Annotated in this window: 14 protein-coding genes and 1 pseudogene; 11 read left to right on the top strand and 4 right to left on the bottom strand. The window is 72.0% G+C overall.

All coding sequences use genetic code 11. The features are described from left to right. The first annotated feature begins 383 nt into the window (after positions 1-383). Complete coding sequence (locus Raf01_RS14840) at positions 384-1,583, top strand: ROK family transcriptional regulator (protein WP_203918421.1); 1,200 nt, start codon at positions 384-386, stop codon at positions 1,581-1,583. A 4-nt stretch (positions 1,584-1,587) separates the two neighbouring features. Here Raf01_RS14840 and Raf01_RS49555 read toward each other — a convergent pair whose 3' ends face one another. Both Raf01_RS49555 and Raf01_RS50805 read right to left on the bottom strand, forming a co-directional pair. Next, positions 1,588-1,926 (bottom strand): Rossmann-fold NAD(P)-binding domain-containing protein, encoded by a 339-nt coding sequence (locus Raf01_RS49555; RefSeq protein WP_239133616.1) that lies wholly within the window; start codon positions 1,924-1,926, stop codon positions 1,588-1,590. A gap of 229 nt (positions 1,927-2,155) precedes the next feature. Next, a pseudogene (locus Raf01_RS50805) lies at positions 2,156-2,803 on the bottom strand (FAD-dependent monooxygenase); the annotation flags it as partial. Between the two features lie 130 nt (positions 2,804-2,933). Between Raf01_RS50805 and Raf01_RS14850 the strand changes: the two are divergent. The 4 genes from Raf01_RS14850 (at position 2,934) to Raf01_RS14865 (ending at position 8,501) form a co-directional block, all read left to right on the top strand. Further along, positions 2,934-3,551, top strand: coding sequence for a TetR/AcrR family transcriptional regulator (locus Raf01_RS14850; protein ID WP_203918422.1), 618 nt, complete (start codon positions 2,934-2,936; stop codon positions 3,549-3,551). Between the two features lie 172 nt (positions 3,552-3,723). Then, on the top strand, positions 3,724-5,502 hold the full coding sequence (locus Raf01_RS14855) for a gamma-glutamyltransferase family protein (protein WP_203918423.1): 1,779 nt from the start codon (positions 3,724-3,726) through the stop codon (positions 5,500-5,502). A 156-nt stretch (positions 5,503-5,658) separates the two neighbouring features. Continuing rightward, complete coding sequence (locus Raf01_RS14860) at positions 5,659-7,017, top strand: alpha/beta hydrolase family protein (RefSeq protein WP_203918424.1); 1,359 nt, start codon at positions 5,659-5,661, stop codon at positions 7,015-7,017. Between the two features lie 263 nt (positions 7,018-7,280). Next, on the top strand, positions 7,281-8,501 hold the full coding sequence (locus Raf01_RS14865) for a cysteine desulfurase-like protein (RefSeq protein ID WP_203918425.1): 1,221 nt from the start codon (positions 7,281-7,283) through the stop codon (positions 8,499-8,501). Positions 8,502-8,527: 26 nt separating this feature from the next. Here Raf01_RS14865 and Raf01_RS14870 read toward each other — a convergent pair whose 3' ends face one another. Continuing rightward, complete coding sequence (locus Raf01_RS14870; protein WP_203918426.1) at positions 8,528-9,184, bottom strand: TetR/AcrR family transcriptional regulator; 657 nt, start codon at positions 9,182-9,184, stop codon at positions 8,528-8,530. Positions 9,185-9,258: 74 nt separating this feature from the next. On the opposite strand from Raf01_RS14870, the gene Raf01_RS14875 reads away from it, so the two are divergent. The 6 genes from Raf01_RS14875 (at position 9,259) to Raf01_RS14900 (ending at position 13,934) form a co-directional block, all read left to right on the top strand. Then, on the top strand, positions 9,259-10,524 hold the full coding sequence (locus Raf01_RS14875) for an MFS transporter (protein WP_203918427.1): 1,266 nt from the start codon (positions 9,259-9,261) through the stop codon (positions 10,522-10,524). 78 nt (positions 10,525-10,602) lie between these two features. Continuing rightward, entirely contained in the window at positions 10,603-10,836 is a 234-nt protein-coding gene (locus Raf01_RS14880) for a hypothetical protein (RefSeq protein WP_203918428.1), read from the top strand. Positions 10,837-10,938: 102 nt separating this feature from the next. Beyond that, positions 10,939-11,502: a hypothetical protein gene (locus Raf01_RS14885; protein WP_203918429.1), complete on the top strand. Its 564-nt coding sequence runs from the start codon at positions 10,939-10,941 to the stop codon at positions 11,500-11,502. 130 nt (positions 11,503-11,632) lie between these two features. Beyond that, positions 11,633-12,622, top strand: a complete 990-nt coding sequence (locus tag Raf01_RS14890) for an ATP-binding cassette domain-containing protein (RefSeq protein WP_203918430.1) — start codon at positions 11,633-11,635, stop codon at positions 12,620-12,622. Beyond that, positions 12,619-13,392, top strand: coding sequence for an ABC transporter permease (locus Raf01_RS14895; RefSeq protein ID WP_203918431.1), 774 nt, complete (start codon positions 12,619-12,621; stop codon positions 13,390-13,392). Before Raf01_RS14890 ends, Raf01_RS14895 begins: the two co-directional genes overlap by 4 nt. Before the next feature lie 113 nt (positions 13,393-13,505). Beyond that, positions 13,506-13,934, top strand: coding sequence for a DUF2267 domain-containing protein (locus tag Raf01_RS14900; RefSeq protein ID WP_203918432.1), 429 nt, complete (start codon positions 13,506-13,508; stop codon positions 13,932-13,934). An 82-nt stretch (positions 13,935-14,016) separates the two neighbouring features. Here the strand turns inward: Raf01_RS14900 and Raf01_RS14905 are convergent, their stop codons facing one another. Then, entirely contained in the window at positions 14,017-14,616 is a 600-nt protein-coding gene (locus Raf01_RS14905) for a DoxX family protein (RefSeq protein WP_203918433.1), read from the bottom strand. Between the last annotated feature and the right edge of the window lie 45 nt (positions 14,617-14,661).

Raw genomic sequence — 14,661 nt, forward strand, 5'->3', positions numbered from 1 at the left:
CACCTCCAAGGCGGGCCTCGTGGGCTCGATGGCGGCGAACCGGAATCCGAGGTGCCGCACCGCGCTGGCGGGCACGGCGTGGTGGAGGAACGAGAATCGGGGAGATGCGAACCTTTTTGTGCGTAGCTCCCATTCTGCCCCGAATATTCCTATTACAGGGCGTAAGGGGCGAAATGTCGCTCATTAGGCGCGGTGTCGTGGCCGCGGTGTCGCCGTGGTGCTGCCCTGCTGCCTGCCTTTAGGCGTACTGACCGGTACTTTTGATGCCGAGCGCCGAACTTCTGATCTTCCTCGACGACTGAGTCGCCGAGCCCGCAGCATCCGAGTCACGTCCGCCCGAGCCATATCCGCCCGAGTCCGCATCACCCGAACGGGAGCGCCCGATGGTTGCATCCGTACCGCCGCCCGCGGCCGGTCCGCTGCCGTACCACCTGCTCTGCCTGCTGCGCGACCGCGGCGCGACGTCCCGGGCCGAACTGGCCGGGCAGTTGGGCGACCCGCGCGCCCGGGTTCTCGGCGAGATCGACGCGTTGATCGCGGCCGGCCTGGTCCGCGAGGCCGGGCCGGCGGCCTCCCGCGGCGGCCGGCGCTCCACCCTGGTCGAACTATCTCCCGACCTGCGGTTCGCCGCCGTCGACCTGGGCGCGTCCTCGATCGACGTGGAGATCACCGACGGGCGGCTGGAACCGGTGGCCGGCTACTCCGAGCCGGCGGAGATCCGCTCCGGACCCAAGGCGGTGCTCCAGCGGCTCGGCGAGATCCTGGCGAAGCTCAAGGCCGACGGTGCGTACCAGCGGCTGCAGGCGATCGGCATCGGGGTGCCCGGCCCGGTCAGCTACCGCGACGGGGTGCCCGTCTCCCCGCCGATCATGCCGGGCTGGGACCGGTACCCGGTGCGTGACGTGCTTGCCCGCGAGCACGCCTGCCCGGTCGTCGTCGACAACGACGTGAACATCATGGCCATCGGTGAGCGCCACGGCGGCGTGGCCCACTCGGTGGACAACCTGCTGTTCCTCAAGCTCGGTACGGGCATCGGCTGCGGTATCTACCTCGGCGGCGAGGTGTACCGGGGGACCGACGGCTGCGCCGGCGACATCGGGCACATCCAGTTGGACGGGCACGGCCAGGTCTGCGCGTGCGGCAACGTGGGGTGCCTGGAGGCGGTGTTCAGTGGCGCGGCGCTGACCCGTGACGCGCTCGCCGCCGCGCGGGCGGGTACCTCGCCCGCGCTTGCCGAGCGGCTCGCCGCGGGGAGCCCGGTGAGCGCGCAGGACGTGGCCGACGGCGCGGCCGAGGGGGACGCGACCTGCGTGCGGCTGATCCGGGACGGCGGCCACCAGGTGGGTACGGTGCTGGCCGGCCTGGTCAGCTTCATCAACCCGTCCATGATCGTCGTCGGCGGCGGGCTGGCCGGGCTGGGGCACGTCCTGCTCGCCGAGATCCGCAGTGTCGTGTACCGGCGGTCGTTGCCCCTGGCCACCGGGAACCTGCCGATCGTCATGTCCGAGCTGGGTCCGCGCGCCGGTGTCGTGGGCGCCGCCGTCCTGGCCAGCGACCTGGCATACGGCCGCCAGGAGCGCTGACGGTTCAGGTGTACTGCTTGAGCTTCAGGGCATTCGCCGACCTCTCGGTGAGCCGGACGAAGACGCCGGCCACGAGCCGCTTCGACAGGAACCGGTAGGCGCGGTTGCGCTGGCGCAACTTCTTCTCGGTCAGCGGCGCCAGGAACGGACCGGCCTCCTTGGCCTGCTTCTGGCTGGCCGCCACCCCGGGTCGCATCTGCTGCTCGTACTGGGCGAACGCGGTCCGGTGGTCGCCGCCCGCGGCGACCAGTTCGCCGGCGAGGGTGTACGCCCCGCTCATCGCCAGGCCGGTGCCGCCACCGCCCGGCCCGGCGCCCCAGGCGGCGTCGCCGAGCAGTGCCACCCGCCCCTGCGAGTAGCGGTCCAGCGCGATCTGGCCCGATCGGGTCGAAGTACAGGTCGGCCGCCTCGCGCATCAGCGCGATCAGGTCGGGCGTCCGCCATCCGGCGCCGGCGAACGCGTCCGCGACGATCTGCTTCTGCCGCTCTAGATCGCGACGGTCGTACTCCAGCGGCGGCGTGGCGAACACGAAGCCCACGTCGGCGATGGACGAGTCGCGGGCGCTGCCGACCATGACGGCCCGGCCGGGCTCGTTGTAGATCAGCCCTGTGTGGTCGAGGCCGAGACGGTTCGGAGCGGTGAAGCCGGCGATGGCGAACCCGCTGTCGGTACGGAACCGCGACTCGTCGCCGAAGACCAGCCCGCGTACCACCGAGTGCATCCCGTCGGCGCCGACGACCAGGTCGAACGTGCGCCCGGCGCGGTCGCGGAACCCGACCTCCACGCCGTCCGGGGTCTCGGTCAGCGCGGTGATGGTGTCGCCGAAGACGTACTCGACGTCGCCGCGGGTCCGGTCGTACAGGATCCGGGTCAGGTCGCCGCGGGCGATCTCGATCTCCCCGCTGAACACGTGGGACGGCAGCGCCACGATGGGCTGGCCGTGCGCGTCGATGACCGTCTGGGCGCCCATGCCGGTCTGCCGGGCCCGTACCTCGTCCAGGATGCCCATCCGCTCCAGCACCGCCACCTGGGCGCCGCGGAAGTCGACCGCGCTGCCGCCGTCGCGCAGCGCCGCGGCCTGCTCGATCACGGTCACGCGGTAGCCCGCGCGCCGCAGCCAGTAGGCGAGCGCCGGACCGGCGATCCCCGCGCCTGAGATCAACACACTCCTGTCGCCGGCGGCGCTGCCGGTCGTGTTGCCGGTCGTGTTGCCGTTCATGGTGACTCCTCAACGGTTCTCGGCCGCCGGCTCGTCCGGGCTGCCGTGGGACCACCATAGAGGCGGTTTATCCATCTGGTCAATCCAACTGGATAAACCATCTGGATGACCGTGCGCTACGATCACGACCATGGGAAATCGCGAGGACCTGCTGACCGGGGCCGTGCAGTGCCTGAAGGAGAAGGGCTGGGCGCGGACCACGGTCCGGGACATCGCCGCCGCGGCCGGGGTGAACCACGCGGCGATCGGTTACCACTTCGGCTCCCGGGAGGCGTTGCTGACGGCGGCGTTCAGCCAGGCGATGGAGGAGTGGGGCGAGGAGACCGGCCGGGCGGTCGCCGCGTCGTTCGGTGCCGGCGTCACCGAGCAGCAGCGGTACGAGGTGATGTGGCGGGAGCTGATCGCGTCCTTCGCCGGCACGCGGGCGCTGTGGCTGGCCACCGTCGAGGCGTTCGTCGAGGCCGAACACAACCCGGAGGTGCGTGAGTTGCTGGCCGCCGCGCAGCGGGAGGGCCGCCGCGGGCTGGCCGCGTCTCTGCTGGGGGTACCGGAGGAGACGCTCGACGAGCCGACGGAGCGGCGCATCGGCGCGGTACAGAGCGCTCTGTTGTCGGGCGTGTGCATCCAGTGGCTGCTCGACCCGGAACACGCGCCGAGCGCGGGCGACGTCGTGGCGGGTCTGCGTGCCCTGGCCGGTCACGTCGCGGACACACCGGCCGGTCCCGAGTCCGGTTCCCATTCCGAATAGCGGTACCGTGCGCCGCCGGCACTGACCTTGGCCCGGTGCGGGATCTATGCTTCTCGTACCCCTGATTCCTCACCCCTCCCGTGCCACGCGTGCTGGATCCGCCGCCGCATCCATTGCCGCGACCGCATCCGCATCCGCCGCGACAGGGGCGGCGCCGCCGAAAGGATCGCTCATGCTGATCACCCGACCCGAGCTCGTTGGCGACTTCGGCATGGTTGCCAGCACCCACTGGCTCGCGTCGAGTACCGGCATGAGCGTGCTCGAACGCGGGGGCAACGCGGCCGACGCCGCGGCCGCCGCGGCGTTCGTCCTGCAGGTGGTGGAGCCGCACCTCAACGGTCCGGGCGGCGACGCCCCGATCCTGCTCTGGGACGGGCGGGCCGGTGCCGTGTCGGTGATCTGCGGCCAGGGCACGGCCGGCGCCGCGGCCACCATCGGCCGGTTCGACGAACTCGGCCTCGACCTCATCCCGGGCACCGGCCTGCTGCCGGCCGTGGTGCCGGGTGCCTTCGGCGCCTGGACCCTGCTCGTCGAGCGCTGGGGCACCTGGCCGCTGCGCGACATCCTGGAGCCGGCGGTGCACCTGGCCGAGGCCGGGCACCCGCTGCTGGCCCAGGCCGCGGGCGCGCTGCGCACGGTCGAGGAGATGTTCCGCCGGGACTGGCCCACCTCCGCCGCGGCCTGGTTGCCCGGCACCCGGGTACCGGCGGCGGGCAGCCGGGTGCGGCAGCCCGGACTGGCCGCCACCTACCGGCGGGTGGTCGCCGAGGCCGAGGCCCGCGCGACCGACCGGGCCGGGCAGCTGCGCGCCGCCCGCGACGTCTGGTACCGCGGCTTCGTCGCCGAGGCTGTGGGCGACTTCTTCGCCGGTACCGACGTCATGGACACCTCCGGCCGGCCGCACCGCGGCCTGCTCACCGCGCAGGACATCGCCGGCTGGGAGCCGGCGGTGGAGCGGGCGACCAGCTTCGACTACGGCGACTACACCGTCTTCAAGACCGGCCCGTGGGGCCAGGGTCCGGTGTTCCTGCAACAGCTCGCCCTGCTGGCACACACCGACCTGGCCGAAATGGAGCCGCTGTCGGCCGACTGGGTGCACACGGTCACCGAGGCCGCGAAGCTCGCCTTCGCCGACCGGGACGCGTGGTATGGCGACCCGCGCTTCACCGACGTACCGCTTGCCGACCTGCTCGACCCGGGCTACAACGCCCGGCGGGCGGCGCTGATCGGGACGACCGCGTCGTTCGACCACCGGCCCGGCGACCCGGGTGGCAGGAAGCCGGTGATGCCCGGCCGCTGGACCACCCCGGACGGTGGCCCGGCGGGTGCCGGCGTCGGCGACGTGACGATCGCGAACAACGGCGAGACCCGCGGCGACACCTGTCACGTGGACGTGGTCGACGCCAGCGGAATGATGATTTCGGCGACGCCGAGCGGCGGCTGGTTCCAGAGCAGCCCGACCATTCCGGCGCTCGGATTCTGCCTCGGTACCCGTGGCCAGATGTTCTGGCTCGAGGACGGCCTGCCGCTCAGCCTGCGCCCCGGCGCCCGGCCGCGGACCACGCTGTCCCCGTCGTTCGCGTTGCGCGACGGGCAGCCGTGGCTGGCGTTCGGTACGCCCGGCGGTGACATGCAGGACCAGTGGACGCTGAACTTCTTCCTCAACGCGGTGCACGGCACCGGCAACCTTCAGCAGGCGGTCGACGCGCCCGAGTTCCACTCGGAGCACATGATCAGCTCGTTCTATCCGCGCACGGCCGAGCCGGGCCGGCTGCACGTCGAGGAGCGGGTCGGGGCGGAGGTCGTCGAGGAGTTGCGCCGGCGCGGTCACGCGGTGACGGTCACCGACCCGTGGTCGCTCGGCCGGGTCAGCGCGGTGGCGCGGGACGGCGGATGGCTCAAGGCGGCGGCGAACCCCCGAGGCGCGCAGGGGTACGCGGTCGGGCGCTGACCCGCGTCGCGTTGGCGTGAGCGGCGTTTGCGCTGACCGGCGTTTTTCACTGGGCTGCGTTTGCGCTGAGTGGCGGGCATTGCTGGGGCTGGCCCTACCACGGGGTCTCCGGCTGGCTGGATTGTCCGCTTTCATCCCCGACGGGATCCTCAACGCATGAATACGAAGCTCTTGCGTCGCCGCACCATCGGCGTCGCGACCTGTGTCGCGCTCGCCGCGGCGCTGGTTGGCGCGCCCGCGACCGCGTTCGCGAACCCGACGGGCCCGGCACCGGCCGCCGCCAACCCGGCCGGCTCCAGCCCTGTCGCCGCCAGCACGGTCGGCCCTGCCGTCGCTAGCCCTGCCGGCGCTCATGCCGGGCCGGTCGAAGGCCGGGGTGTGCTGCTGTCGGTCACGCCCGTCGCGCGGCTGTCCGCCGCCGAGGTGGCCGAGGTCGTCTCGCAGATCCCGTGGGACACGACCCACGTCCGGTACGGGGTGACCGCGTACCGGATCGAGTACCGCACCGTCGACGCCCATGGGCGGCCCACGACCGCGAGCGCGCTGGTCGTCCTGCCCGAAACCGCCGCGCCCCGGCTGCCCGGGTCCGGCGCGCCGCTGCCGGTCATCGTCTACGGGCACGGCACCCAGGCGTACCGGGGCGGCGTCGCCTCGATGGTGGCCGGCAACGGCGACCGGGAGGCCGCAGAACTGTTCTCCTCGGCCGGGTACGCGACCGTCGCACCCGACTATCTCGGCCTGGGTACCGGCGCCGGAAACCATCCGTACATGGACACCGCGTCGGAGGTCAGCGCCAGCCTCGACGCGCTGCGCGCCGCGGCCACACTGGCGACGCGGCAGGGCCGGCAGTTGGATCCGCGCGTCCTGGTGACCGGGTTCTCGCAGGGCGGCACGGCGGCGATGGGGCTGGGCGAGGCGCTCCAGCGCGGCGCCGACCCGTACTGGCGGCTGCGCGCCCTCGCGCCGATCAGCGGCCCGTACGACCTCCAGCACACCGAGCTGGCCGCGCTCATCGACCACCCGGGCGACGGGGACGGCGAACTCGATCCGGTGGACGGCACGCTCTACATCGCGTACTGGACGGTCGCCATGAACCGGCTCTTCCCGCTGTACGACTCGCCGTCGGAGGTGTTCCGGGCGCCGTACGACGCGACGGTGGAGCAGCTGTTCGACGGGAACCACGACGAGGAGACGATCCTCGCCAACCTGCCCGGTACGCCGGTCGACCTGTTGACCCCGGAGTACGTGCGGCGGCTTCGCCAGCCCAGTGGCGCGCTGCTGGCCGCGGAGCGCGCGGGCGACGGTACGTGTCAGTGGCAGCCGCGGGTACCGGTGCGCCTGTTCGCCGCGGACGGCGACCGGGACGCCCTGATCGCCAACGCGCGGCAGTGCCAGCGGCAACTGCGTTCCCACGGCGCGACAGCGCAGTTGACCGACGTCGGGCCGGTTGACCACACCGGTTCGGCGATCCTGTCCATCCCGCGTGCCCTCGACTGGTTCATCAGCCTGCGCTGAGCCGGCCCAGACTGAGCCCGCCCGGCAGCGGGGGGTGGGCGGGCTCAGCTACCCGGCCTCGGCTACCCAGCCTTGGCTACCCGGCCTCAGCTACCCAGCATCGGCTACCCGGGCCCCAGCGGCGGGCCCGGGTAGCGTGTGCGGGGCAGGCACGGGACTGCGGCACCGGGACTGCGGCACCGGGACTGCGGCACGGGGACTGCGGCACGGGACGACAACACGGGACGACAACACGGGACGACGGCGCGAAGGTGGGCAGACGGATGTACGACGTTGAGGCGGTACGGGCGCATTTCCCGGCACTGGTCGAGGGCGCGGCGCACTTCGATTCGCCCGGTGGATCCCAGGTGCCGGACGTCGTCGCGGCCGCGGTCGCGGACACTCTCACGTCCGCCATCGCCAACCGTGGCCGGGTCACCACCGCCGAGCGGCGGGCCGAAGACATCGTCACCGGCGCCCGGCAGGCGATGGCCGACCTGCTCGGTGCGCAACCGGCCGGGGTGGTGTTCGGGCGCAGCATGACGCAGCTGACCTTCGACGTGTCCCGGGCGCTCGCGAAGCAGTGGGGCCCGGGCGACGAGGTGGTGGTCACCCGGCTGGACCACGACGCGAACATCCGGCCGTGGGTACACGCCGCGGCCGCTGCCGGCGCCACCCTGCGCTGGGCGGACTTCGACCGGAACACCGGCGAGCTTCCGGTGGAGTCGGTCGCGGCGGTGCTGTCCGACCGTACCCGGGTGGTCGCGGTCACCGGCGCGTCGAACCTCCTGGGTACCCGCCCGGACATCCCGGCGATCGCCGCCGCCGCACACCGGGTCGGCGCACTGTGCTATGTGGACGGTGTGCACCTCACGCCGCACGCGGCGGTGGACATCGAGGCGCTGGGTGCCGACTTCTACGTGTGCTCGCCGTACAAGTTCTGCGGTCCGCACCTCGGGGTGCTCGCCGGTTCCCCGGCACTGCTGGAGCAGTTGCACCCGGACAAGCTGCTGCCGTCCTCCGAAGCGGTACCGGACCGGTTCGAGTTCGGAACCCTGCCGTACGAGCTGCTCGCCGGCACCACGGCCGCGGTCGACTTCCTGGCCGGACTGGCTCCGGACGAAGGCAGCGTTTCGGGTGAGGGCAGCGAAAGCAGCCGCGCGACTCGCCTGCGGGAGAGCATGGCGGCGGTCGACCGGCACGAGTCGGCGATGCTCGACCGGCTGGAGGCGGGGCTGGCCGGCGTCGAGGGGCTCACCCGGTACAGCCGCGCGTCGCGGCGCACGCCGCTGGTGCTGTTCTCGGTACGTGGCCACCGGCCGGCCGAGATCTACCGCCAGCTGGCCGCCTCGAAGGTGAACGCCCCGGCCGGCAGCTTCTACGCCGTCGAGTGCGCCCGGTGGCTCGGGCTGGGCGACGAGGGCGCGGTACGGGCGGGCATCGCGCCGTACACGAACGCACAGGACATCGACCGGCTCGTCGAGGCGGTCGCGGATCTGGCCTGAGACCGCCTGGGCTGGCCCGCCGGCGGTCAGTCGCTCGTGCCGGGCGCCCGGATCGCGGCCATCACCTGGGCGACCAGTTGCCGGGCCAGCTCGGCGGTCAGCGGCTCGTGCCCGAAGAACAGCCGGTAGTACAGCGGCCCGAAGAGCTGGTCCAGGGTGACCGCCACGTCGATGTCCGCCCGGATCGCTCCGGCGGCGATGCCATCGCGCAGGATCCGCTCCGACACTGCCCGGCGCGGCCCGAGCCACCGTTCGCGCAGCGCGTCACCGATGTCCGGGTCGCTCTGGGCCTGCCCGGCCAGCGAGCGCATCAGCGGGCCGCAGGCGGTGTGCGCGAACAACTCCCGCAGGGCGTCGACCTGGAACAGCAGCGCCTGCTCGGTCGAGGCCGTCTCCGGCACGCTGACCGACTCGCGGACCCGGGCGAAGAAGCCGTCGATGGCCACCGCGCTGCGTGAGGGCCACCACTTGTAGAGGGTCGCCTTGCTCACCCGGGCCCGGGTGGCGACCGCCTCCATGGTGAACCCGGCCATCCCGCGCTCCATCAGGACATCCCCGGCGGCGTCGACGACCGCCTGATGCGCCCGGTCGCTGCGCGGACGCCCGCGCGCCGGCCGAGCGGGGATCCCCGCGCCGGTTTCCGCGGGGGTTTCCGCGGTGATCTGCGCGGTGGTCTCGGTCACGATCGCCCCTTCCGCTCGTGGGGACCATTTTCTAAACGGTACCGTTCAAAATATAGACGCGCGAGGGGGCGGGAATGGTTGCTGGGCCAGCGACGGTGGCCGAGTCCGGCCGGACCGGCGTGGGAAGCCGCGCCGGCATCGACGGCTCGGGGCGCGGCCTGCGCCTGGTGACCGTGGTGCTCGCGTTCGCCTGCGGCCTCACCGTGGCGAACCTGTACTACGCACAGCCGCTGCTCGCCTTCATCGCCCACAGCCTGCGCGCCAGCCAGGGGACGGCCGCGCTGATCGTCACGATGACGCAGATCGGGTACGCCGCCGGTCTGATCCTGCTGCTGCCGCTCGGCGACCTGCTGGAGAACCGGGCGTTGGCCTCGCGCACCCTGCTGGGCACCGCCGCGGCTCTGGTCGTCGCGGCTGTGGCGCCGGGCATCGGGGTGCTGCTGGCGGTCTCCGTGTTCATCGGGCTCACCTCGGTGGTCGCGCAGATCCTCGTCCCGCTGGCCGCCCACCTGGCGCCGGCTGAGCAGCGCGGTCGCGTCGTCGGCCGGGTGATGAGCGGCCTGCTGCTCGGCATCCTGCTGGCCCGGACGCTGGCCAGCCTGGTCGCCGCGCAGTGGGGGTGGCGCAGCGTCTACCTGATCTCCGCGGTACTGATGGTGGCGGTCGCCGCCGTCCTGGTCCGGGTACTGCCGCGCCGCCGCCCGGCGCACACCGCCACGTACCCTCGGCTGCTGGCGTCGATGGGGCAGCTGGTGCGTACCGAGCCGGTGCTGCGCCGCCGGGCCGCCTGCCAGGCGCTGATGTTCGCGGCGTTCAGCAGCTTCTGGACGTCGATCGGGTACGAACTGCTCGACCGGCACCACCTCTCGCAGACCGGCATCGGCATCTTCGCGTTGGTCGGCGCGGCCGGGGCCGCCTCGGCGCCGCTGGCCGGCTGGCTCGGCGACCGCGGGCACGGGCAGTTCGCCAGCGGCATCGCGCTGGCCCTGGGGGTGGTGGCGATGGCGGCGGCCGGCGCCGGCCAGGGCAGCCTGGTGCTGCTCGCCGCCGCGGCCGTCCTGCTGGACCTCGCGGTCCAGGGGCACCAGGTGATCAGCCAGCAGGAGATCTACCAGCTGCGGCCGGATGCCCGCGCCCGGATCAACTCGGTCTACATGGGCTCGCTGTTCATCGCGGGCGCGATCGCCTCGGCGGTGTCCGGGACGCTCTACCAGCAGTCGGGCTGGACGGCGGTGACGGTGTTCGGCGGGGCCCTACCGGTGCTGGCCCTGTTGGTGTGGGCGGTGTCCCGGCTGCGCGCCCGCCGGCCGGTGGCGGCCCCACCGGCCAACGCCGGCTGATTCCGCGGCAGCCGAGCGCGCGGCAGCCGAGTCCGCGCTGGTGTTGAAAATCCCGCCCGAGTCGGCCAGATTGCATCAATGACCGGTGACACCGACCCCGATCCGGTGATGCGCGCGCAGCAGTTGCGGGTGGCCGTCGGGCGCGAGACCGTCATCGCCATCACGGCCGCCGGCCAGGCGCTGCTGCGGGACCGGGAGCAGGCGGTGCTGAGCGGGTTGATGCACGCGCTGAACGAGTCGTACAGCGAGGCGGAGCTGCGCCGCCTGGACGCGGCGATCCCGCTGTTGGACCGGCTGGCCGACCGGATCTGATCCGGGCCCGCCGGTGACCCCGATTCGACCGTGTGCGGGTGCACGCGTGCTTACGTCGGAGCCGTGCTACGTCGAGCGCGATGACTGTCGAGAGGTGGACTCATGGCCTGGTTGCCCATGTATTTGTTGGATGACGACGTGAACCTTGTCGTCGACCGGTTCAACCAGGACGGCTCTCTCGCGTGGCTGATCAACGTCGATACCGGTCGATGGCGAGCCGCGCCCCACCTCGACCGGGTATCGGTTGCTCGGGTCGGGTTGTGGCACGTACCGTCGGGTCCTCTTCCCCTGTTCGCGTCGGGTCGCGGCAAAGCCGAGGGGGAGATTCCCGATCCGTGGGCGGGATGGCAGGTAGACCATGGAGGGCTGCCGTACTTCGGCGCTGGACATCCCGGTGTCTACTGGCTCAACCTACGAACGGCCGCGCCGGAGCCGATCGGGATGTCCACCATCGAGTGGATCGGAAACCACTACCGCTCAATCGGTAGGCCGGCGACGTCGGAAACCGTCCGGCATTGGAAGGCGCTGCGTCGGTGGGCCGATCGGATGGGTGACCGGATCCCTCGTGCCGGCCCGATCGGTGGCCCCGGTAAAGAGATCTTCGCCTTTCCCTCGGCGCTGGCCGCCATCAAGGTGGGTCGGAGCCGACTCCCGAACCCGTTCTGATGACGGGGGATCGGGCCGCCCCTGACACCGGCCGCCCCTGACACCGGCCCGGCCCCGCTGCGCGGCCGGTGTCAGCAGGCGTCAGCGAGGGCTCAGCGCCGTGTGACCGGCGCCCGGCACCGTGGGTGCCATGAGATACGCAATCGAGGCCGAGGGGCTGGTCAAGCGGTTCGACGAGACCGTCGCGCTGGCCGGGGTCGACCTGGCCGCCGCCGAGGGTACGGTGCTGGGCCTGCTCGGCCGCAACGGCGCCGGCAAGACCACCGCGGTACGGATCCTGGCCACTCTGGCGCGCCCCGACGCGGGTACCGCCCGGGTCGGTGGCCACGACGTGGTGCGGTCTCCGGACAAGGTCCGCAAGCTCATCGGCTTGACCGGGCAGTACGCGTCGGTGGACGAGAACCTCACCGGCGCGCAGAACCTGTTCATGATCGGTCGGCTGCTCGGCATGTCCCGCCCGGACGCCTGGGCACGGGCCGCCGCGCTGCTGGCCCGGTTCGGCCTGTCCGGCGCGGCGGAGCGGGGCGCCAAGGGGTACTCCGGTGGCATGCGCCGCCGCCTGGACCTGGCGGCCAGCCTGGTCGGCGATCCCCGCATCATCTACCTGGACGAGCCGACGACCGGACTGGACCCGCACGCCCGCGTCGAACTCTGGGACGTGGTGCGAGCCCTGGCCGACGACGGGGTGACCGTGCTGCTGACCACTCAGTACATGGACGAGGCCGACCAGTTGGCCGACGCGATCGCGGTGCTCGACCGGGGCACGGTGGTGGCGTCGGGTACCCCGGACTCGCTCAAGGCCGAGGTCGGCGGACAGCGGCTGGAGGTTCGGCCGGCCCGGCCGGAGCACCGCGAGGCGGTCGCCGGGATCCTGGCCGGGCTGGCCGGGCGGGAACCGGAGCGGCGCAGGGACGTGCTCTGGGTACCCGTTTCCGACCTGAGCCTTCCCCCGGAAGTGTTCCGCCGGCTCGACGAGGCCGGCATCCCGGTGGCCGAGCTGTCCGTCCGCCACCCCAGTCTCGACGAGGTGTTCCTGGCGCTGACCAAGACATCCGGCGCGCCCGAGGACCCGGCCGGGCAACAGGAACCGGCCGCGACGATGGAGAGGACTCCGGCATGATGCCGCTCGCCCAACAGGGGTTCACGCTGGCCTGGCGCAGCCTGGTACCGCTGAAGAACAGCCCCGGCCAACTGATCGGGTACGTGCTCCAACCGGTCCTGATGGTCGCCGTGTTCGTGTACCTGTTCGGCGGCGCGGCGGCCGGTGGCGACAGGCACACGGCCGTGCTGTACGCCCTTCCCGGCGTACTCGCGCAGTCGGCGCTGATGGCCACGATCGCGACCGGGGTCAACCTCAACACCGACCTGCACAACGGCGTGTTCGACCGGTTCCGCAGCCTGCCGATCGCGCGGGCGGCGCCGCTGCTCGGCCGGGTACTGGCGGATCTGTGCCTGCTGGGCGTCTCGGTTGGCATGGCGCTGCTGGTCGGTCTCGTGGTCGGTTTCCGGATCGGTACCGGTCCGGTCCAGGTCGTCGTCGCCGTCGGCCTCATCCTGGCCATCGCGGTCGCGTTGAGCTGGGGCAGCGCGTTGCTCGGCCTGGTGTCGAAGACGCCGGCAGCGATGCAGGTGACGGCCACGGCCGTGATCATGCCGCTCACCCTGGGCTCCAGTGCCTTCCTCCCGATCGGCAGCGTGCCTGGTTGGCTGCAGGCGTGGATGCGGGTGAACCCGGCGTCGCACCTGGCCGACGCGGTACGCGGGTTGCTCGTGGGGCACCCGTACGACAGCCACCTCGGCGTCGACATCCTGGTCACGCTGGGCTGGGTGGCGGTGATGCTGGCGGTGTTCGTGCCGCTGGCCGTCCGGGCGTACCGGCGGCGGATCTGACCGGTCGCGAGCGGTCCCGGAGGTGACCATCGACCCGGTCTGGGTATAGCCCCGGTGTCCGGGCGGACGCGGCGACGGCCGGCCGAGGACGAAAACGACCGAGGAGATGAACCATGGGGGATACCGGATACGCCGGCTTCGACACGACGATCGAGAAGGCCAATCTCATCCTGCGCGACATCGAACAGGCTTACGGCTGGCCCAAGGACCGCCGGAACCAGTCGTACGCCGCGCTGCGGACCGTGCTGCACGCGCTGCGCGACCGCCTGCCGGTCGGGGAATCGGCTCAACTGGCCGGGCAGCTGCCCACCCTGGTGCGCGGGATCTATTACGAGGGTTGGGATCCCAGCGACGTACCCATGAAAATGGACAAGGAGGAGTTTCTCGCGCGGATCCGCAGCGAGTTCACCTTCGACGTCGAGGGTGGCCCACAACGGTTGGTGGAGACCGTGATGGACGCCATGCGCCAGCACATCACCGGTGGGCAGCTTGAGGACGTCAAGTCCGTCCTGCCCAAGGACCTGGCCATGTCGATCCGGTGACCCGGGCGGTGAAGCGGTGGCCCGGGCGGCGAACGTGCGGGCCGCCCGGGCGCACGGGTGAATGGGCGCGGAACGCTGACCGTCAGCCCTGAGCGCCGCGCTCCAACTGTGCGGGTGACACGCTGGTGAGCCACGCGAGCCGGCCCAGCCTGGGGCGCAGCCAACTGTCCACGCTCCAGGTCGCGCCCGCGGCGGCGAAGTAGAGCGCGAGCGAGGCCGCGATGTACCCGACCGACGGGCCGAGGTCGGTGATTCCGGACTTCGTCCAGGGCAGGTGGAATCCCTCGGCCGCGGACCAGATGCCGAACGAGAAGATGGCGCTGCCGACGAAGACCACCGGGGAGAACAGGCCGAGGATCATGCAGACGGCGATGAGGGTCTCGATGACGGCGGTACCCACGGCGAAAGCGGTGGGTTGCGCGGTACCGACGGAGTGCCACAGCGAGATCCACTGGTGGATCACCGGCGTGTGGATGTCGTCGGCCGCACCGAGTTCCTTGCCGAGGGTCTGGCCGTGAATGAACCCGGGCAGCCATTTGAACGTGGCGTCAATGGACCAGATGATGCCGAAGACGACACGGACCACTGCGGCTCCGTGCAGCCGTCGCAGGGTGGGTACGCCGGGCTCGCTCGTACGGCTTGCCGCCGGGGAGTCGTCGACGGGGGCGGTGCTTGCGGTCATGGGAGATCCGTCCTGTGAAGGGCTGGGCAAATCAAGGGCCGGGCA

Source organism: Rugosimonospora africana, assembly GCF_016862975.1.
GTDB lineage: Bacteria > Actinomycetota > Actinomycetes > Mycobacteriales > Micromonosporaceae > Rugosimonospora > Rugosimonospora africana.

What these genes read in the sequence shown, in the direction of transcription:
- Raf01_RS14855 (WP_203918423.1), top strand. Translation starts at nt 3,724, where the DNA reads ATGCTGATCACCCGACCCGAGCTCGTTGGCGACTTCGGCATGGTTGCC.
- Raf01_RS14865 (WP_203918425.1), top strand. Translation starts at nt 7,281, where the DNA reads ATGTACGACGTTGAGGCGGTACGGGCGCATTTCCCGGCACTGGTCGAG.
- Raf01_RS14890 (WP_203918430.1), top strand. Translation starts at nt 11,633, where the DNA reads ATGAGATACGCAATCGAGGCCGAGGGGCTGGTCAAGCGGTTCGACGAG.
- Raf01_RS14895 (WP_203918431.1), top strand. Translation starts at nt 12,619, where the DNA reads ATGATGCCGCTCGCCCAACAGGGGTTCACGCTGGCCTGGCGCAGCCTG.
- Raf01_RS14905 (WP_203918433.1), bottom strand. Translation starts at nt 14,616, where the DNA reads ATGACCGCAAGCACCGCCCCCGTCGACGACTCCCCGGCGGCAAGCCGT.
- Raf01_RS14880 (WP_203918428.1), top strand. Translation starts at nt 10,603, where the DNA reads ATGACCGGTGACACCGACCCCGATCCGGTGATGCGCGCGCAGCAGTTG.
- Raf01_RS14850 (WP_203918422.1), top strand. Translation starts at nt 2,934, where the DNA reads ATGGGAAATCGCGAGGACCTGCTGACCGGGGCCGTGCAGTGCCTGAAG.
- Raf01_RS14875 (WP_203918427.1), top strand. Translation starts at nt 9,259, where the DNA reads ATGGTTGCTGGGCCAGCGACGGTGGCCGAGTCCGGCCGGACCGGCGTG.
- Raf01_RS14900 (WP_203918432.1), top strand. Translation starts at nt 13,506, where the DNA reads ATGGGGGATACCGGATACGCCGGCTTCGACACGACGATCGAGAAGGCC.
- Raf01_RS14860 (WP_203918424.1), top strand. Translation starts at nt 5,659, where the DNA reads ATGAATACGAAGCTCTTGCGTCGCCGCACCATCGGCGTCGCGACCTGT.
- Raf01_RS14885 (WP_203918429.1), top strand. Translation starts at nt 10,939, where the DNA reads ATGGCCTGGTTGCCCATGTATTTGTTGGATGACGACGTGAACCTTGTC.
- Raf01_RS14840 (WP_203918421.1), top strand. Translation starts at nt 384, where the DNA reads ATGGTTGCATCCGTACCGCCGCCCGCGGCCGGTCCGCTGCCGTACCAC.